At 71.4% G+C, this 4781-nt stretch carries 3 protein-coding genes; 1 reads left to right on the top strand and 2 read right to left on the bottom strand.

The annotated features are described in order from the left end of the window. Positions 1-246: 246 nt before the first annotated feature. Positions 247-1449 (bottom strand): D-alanyl-D-alanine carboxypeptidase, encoded by a 1203-nt coding sequence (locus ABZU52_RS31920; protein ID WP_354974636.1) that lies wholly within the window; start codon positions 1447-1449, stop codon positions 247-249. 47 nt (positions 1450-1496) lie between these two features. After that, positions 1497-2225, bottom strand: coding sequence for a MerR family transcriptional regulator (locus ABZU52_RS31915; RefSeq protein ID WP_354974635.1), 729 nt, complete (start codon positions 2223-2225; stop codon positions 1497-1499). Between the two features lie 165 nt (positions 2226-2390). Here ABZU52_RS31915 and ABZU52_RS31910 point away from each other — a divergent pair, with 165 nt between their 5' ends. Then, the gene (locus tag ABZU52_RS31910; protein WP_354974634.1) at positions 2391-4685 is read left to right on the top strand and encodes an excinuclease ABC subunit UvrA; all 2295 of its coding nucleotides are present in this window, start codon (positions 2391-2393) and stop codon (positions 4683-4685) included. Positions 4686-4781 lie beyond the last annotated feature (96 nt).

Raw genomic sequence — 4781 nt, 5'->3', positions numbered from 1 at the left:
GGCGCGGCGGACACGCGCACCCCGTCGGCCGACGGGCCCGGGGCGGCGAGCGCGGTGGCGGACGCTCCGGCGACCAGCGCCCCGGCGAGCACTGTCACCCCCGCGAGGCGGGTCAGGGCGCGCACCGGCCGGCGGGGTGCCGCCACTGCGGTGCGCGGTTCGGGTTCACTCGACACAGGGATCCTCCTGGACTGGTGGTGCCAGAAAGACCGGAGTCTATGGAGGGCAGCGCCTGATGTCGATCCGTCACGGCAACCGACGGCGCCGCCGCCACAGCAGGCCACCGGACAACGCCACCACCGTCGCGCCGCTCACCGCGATCACCGACCAGAGCCACCCCGATCCGGTACGCGCGGGACCGCTGGCCGCCGCCGGCCGGGGCACGCCGGGTGCCGCCAACGCGGACGGCGCCGCCGACGGCGTGGCGGTCAGCTCGCCGGGCTCGACCAGCCGGCCCACGGACGCGCCGCGGGGCAGTGTGAAGCCCCAGTCCAACAGGGCCGCGCCCTGTTCCCAGCCACGCATTGGCGTCGACTCGGCGCCCAGCAGGGTGACCACCAGCCGCCGCCCGCCGCGTTCGGCCGCGCCCACGTAGGTGTGCCGGGCCAGGTCGGTGAAGCCGGTCTTGCCGCCGAGCGCCCCCGGGTACCGGTAGATGAGCTGGTTCTCGTTCTGAATCTCGAAGCCCTTGGTGCGTTGCGCCGGCTGGGCCGGAATCGACGTCTGCTCGGTCAGCGCGTACCGGCGGAAGGCCGGCTGGGCGAAGCAGGCCCGGGCGATCAGCGCCAGGTCGTACGCGCTGGTGAACTGCCCCTTGCCGTCCAACCCGGACGGGGTGACCGCGTGCGTCTGGAGTGCGCCGAGGTGGTGTGCCTGCTCGTTCATGGCGCGTACACCGGCGGCGCTGTCCGTCCCGCTGCCGAGTCGGGCCAGCGCGTTGGCGGCCTCGTTGCCGGAGTTGAGCAGCAGCCCGAGCCAGATGGTCTCGATGGTGTACCGGCCGCCCTCGACCAGACCCACGGCCGAGGAGCCGGGTTCGATGTCCATGTCCGCCTCGGTGACGGTGACCGTCTGCTTCGGGTCGAGCTTGGGCAGCATGGTGGCCGCCAGCAGGAGCTTCTGCACGCTCGCCGGGGTGCCGTATTCATGGGGGCCGCAGCCACCGAGTACCTGGCCGCTGTCCAGGTCGGCGACCAGCCACGAGGTGGCGGTGACCTTCGGTGGGGCGGCGACGCCAGCCGGCACGACCAGCCCGGCCGTGTCGAGCGCCGCGCCGCCGACCACCCGCTGCGCGGGGACGGCGGGCGGGGGCGACGGCCGGGGCGGGCGGGACACCGCCGGGACCCCTGGGCAGCGCACCGTCGGCGCAGCGGAGGCTCCGGCCGCACCCATCGGCACCGGAGCGAGCAGGACGGCGAACGTCGTGGCCGCCAGCAGCGCAGCTCTCATGTGCCCGACCCTAGTCACGGAGGTCGCTCGGCGGGACGGGATGGCGGTCAAGCCGCGTCGCCACGACCGAGCAGGTAGTCGTGCAGGGCGGCGCTGCCCCGCAGTCGGCGCAGGCTGCGGGTGTGCAGCTCCTGCTCACGGCGGGCCAGCTCGGCGCGGACCCGCTGGGCGCTGCCGGTGGTCCGCAGCTCGCCCAGCACCGCCGCGATGATCTCGAAGGGATACGCGCCCCGACGCAGCAACGCGATGACCTGCGCGGCGCGAAGCTCCGCCTCGTCGTACACCCGGTAGTTGGTGCCCGGGGTGCGGCCCGGCCGCAGCAGCTCGCGCTCCTCCCAGAGCCGCAGCTGCGAGGTCCGGACGCCGACCAGGGCGGCGACCTCGCCGATGCGGGCGCCGCGGCGTGGCGCGGGCCGGGCTGACGGTGGGCTGGCCAGCACGGTCTCGAAGGCGCCGAGCACCCGGCTGATCTCGGCGCGTTCGCGGTCCAGCTCGGCATGGCCGCCGTCGAGCGCCGCCAGGGCCGCCGGCAGGTCACCGGAGTGCACCGCCGCCATGATCTCCCGGGTACGGCTCCAGCCGTGCCCCTCGGCCAACCGCCGCGCCACCGTCAGCGCCCGGGCGTGCTCGGCCGTGAAGATCCGGTAGCCGCTCGCGGTGCGGCGCACCGGCGGCAGCACACCCAACTCGACGTAGTTGCGCACCTGCTGCACGGAGATCCCGACGGTGGCCGCCAGGTCCACCGCGCGCAGCCGATCCTTCGGGGCGACGTCCACGCGCGTCACCGTACCGCTTACGACGTGATTTGAGACTTTCCGGGGCGTCCTGCCTCCGCTCACGCTTACACGTCGGTGAAAGTCTCTACATGGGGATGAATGAGACAATTGAACCCGCCAGTGTCCGGCGGGAGGGGTCCCGCCACGATTCCGTGAAGGGTTCGCATGTCGCAGCCAGCATGGTCCGCCGCCGACAGCCACGACATGATCGAGGTACGCGGGGCGCGGGAGAACAACCTCGCCAACGTCTCGGTCGACATCCCCAAGCGCCGGTTGACCGTCTTCACCGGCGTCTCCGGGTCGGGCAAGTCGTCACTTGTCTTCGGCACCATCGCCGCCGAATCCCAGCGCATGATCAACGAGACCTACAGCGCGTTCCTCCAGTCGTTCATGCCCAACCTCAACCGGCCGGACGTCGACTCGCTGCGCAACCTCAGCGCCGCCATCGTCGTCGACCAGGAACGGATGGGGGTCAACTCCCGCTCCACAGTCGGCACCGCCACCGACGCGTACGCCATGCTGCGGATCCTCTTCAGCCGACTCGGCCAGCCGTCCATCGGCGGCGCCGGGGCGTTCAGCTTCAACCTGCCCGAGGGCATGTGCCCCACCTGCGAAGGGCTGGGCCGGGTCTCCGACCTCGACATCAACGAGCTGGTGGACGTCGAGCGCTCGCTCAACGACGGCGCGATCACCGTGCCCAACTTCGCTGTCGACTCCTGGTACTGGCAGACCATCGTCGGCTCCGGCCTGTTCGACCCGGACGTCAAACTCCAGGACTTCACACCGCAGCAGTGGGAGGACCTCCTGCACAAGCCGGCCACGAAGATCAAGGTGGGCAGCAACAGCTGGACGTACGAGGGTCTGGCGGTCAAGGTCAAGCGGCTCCTCCTGACCAAGGACCGCGAGTCGATGCAACCGCACATCCGCGCCTTCGTCGACCGCGCGGTCACCTTCACCAGCTGCGGCGACTGCGGTGGCACAAGACTCAACGCGGCGGCCCTGTCCTCACGGATCGCCGGGCACACCATCGCCGACTGCTCGGCCATGCAGATCAGCGACCTGGCCGCGTTCGTCCGTACCGTCGACGACCCGGGGGCCGCGCCGCTGGTAGCCAACCTTCGCGACCTGCTGGACTCCCTGGTCGAGATCGGCCTGGGCTACCTCAGCCTGGACCGTGAGTCGGCGACCCTCTCCGGCGGGGAGGCGCAACGGGTGAAAATGGTCCGGCACCTCGGCTCCAGCCTCTCCGACGTCACGTACGTCTTCGACGAACCCACTGTCGGTCTGCACCCGCACGACATCGCCCGGATGAACGACCTGCTGCTGCGGCTGCGCGACAAGGGCAACACCGTGCTGGTGGTGGAGCACAAACCGGAGACCATCGCCATCGCCGATCACGTGGTCGACCTCGGGCCGGGCGCCGGCACCGACGGGGGCCGGATCTGCTTCACCGGCGACGTCCCGGGCCTGCGCCGCTCCGACACGCTCACCGGGCGGCACCTGGATCACCGGGTGACAGTGCGCTCCGACGTACGCCGACCGACCGGGCAGCTCCCCATCCGCCAGGCCGACCTGCACAACCTGCGCGACGTGGACGTGGACATCCCGCTCGGGGTCCTCACCGTGGTCACCGGCGTGGCCGGCTCCGGCAAGAGCTCACTGATCCACGGGTCGCTGCGCGGCCGGTCCGGGGTCGTCATCGTCGACCAGTCCCCGATCCGTGGCTCACGACGCAGCAACCCGGCCACCTACAGCGGGCTGCTCGACCCGATCCGTACCGCCTTCGCCAAGGCCAACGGGGTCAAGGCCGCGCTGTTCAGCGCCAACTCCGAGGGCGCCTGCCCGGCCTGCAAGGGAATCGGGCTCATCTACACCGACCTGGCGATGATGGCCGGCGTCGCCAGCGTCTGCGAACGGTGCGAGGGGCGACGCTTCACCGACGAGGTGCTCACGTACACGCTGCGCGGCAAGAACATCAGCGAAGTGCTGGCCATGTCCGTCACCGAGGCGTACGCGTTCTTCCCTGGCGGGCCGGCACACGCCATCCTCGGCCGACTGGTCGACGTCGGGTTGGGCTACCTCAGCCTCGGTCAGCCGCTGACCACCCTGTCCGGCGGGGAACGGCAACGACTCAAGCTCGCCATCCACCTGGCCGAGAAGACCACCACGTACGTTCTGGACGAGCCGACCACCGGCCTGCACCTGGCCGACGTGGACCAACTCCTGGCCCTGCTCGACCGCATGGTCGACGCCGGAAACACGGTGATCGTCATCGAGCACCACCAGGCGGTCATGGCCCACGCCGACTGGCTCATCGACCTCGGCCCCGGCGCCGGCCACGACGGCGGCCACATCGTCTTCACCGGCACACCGGCCGAACTGGTCGCCACCGGCGACACCCTCACCGCCGCCCATCTCCGCGAGTACGTCAACGACCCGGCGGTGGTCGGCCAGAGCTGACACCACTGCCCCGAGGCGGGTCGGAGCCCAGCGCGGAACGCCACGGGTGGGCGGCGGTGAGGGTGTCGCCGGTGGCGACCAGTTCGGCCGGTGTGC

This window comes from Micromonospora sp. NPDC005220 (assembly GCF_040607895.1).
Lineage (GTDB): Bacteria > Actinomycetota > Actinomycetes > Mycobacteriales > Micromonosporaceae > Micromonospora.
Note: the sequence above shows the minus strand (reverse complement) of the source record. Positions and strands in the feature narration are given on the sequence as shown.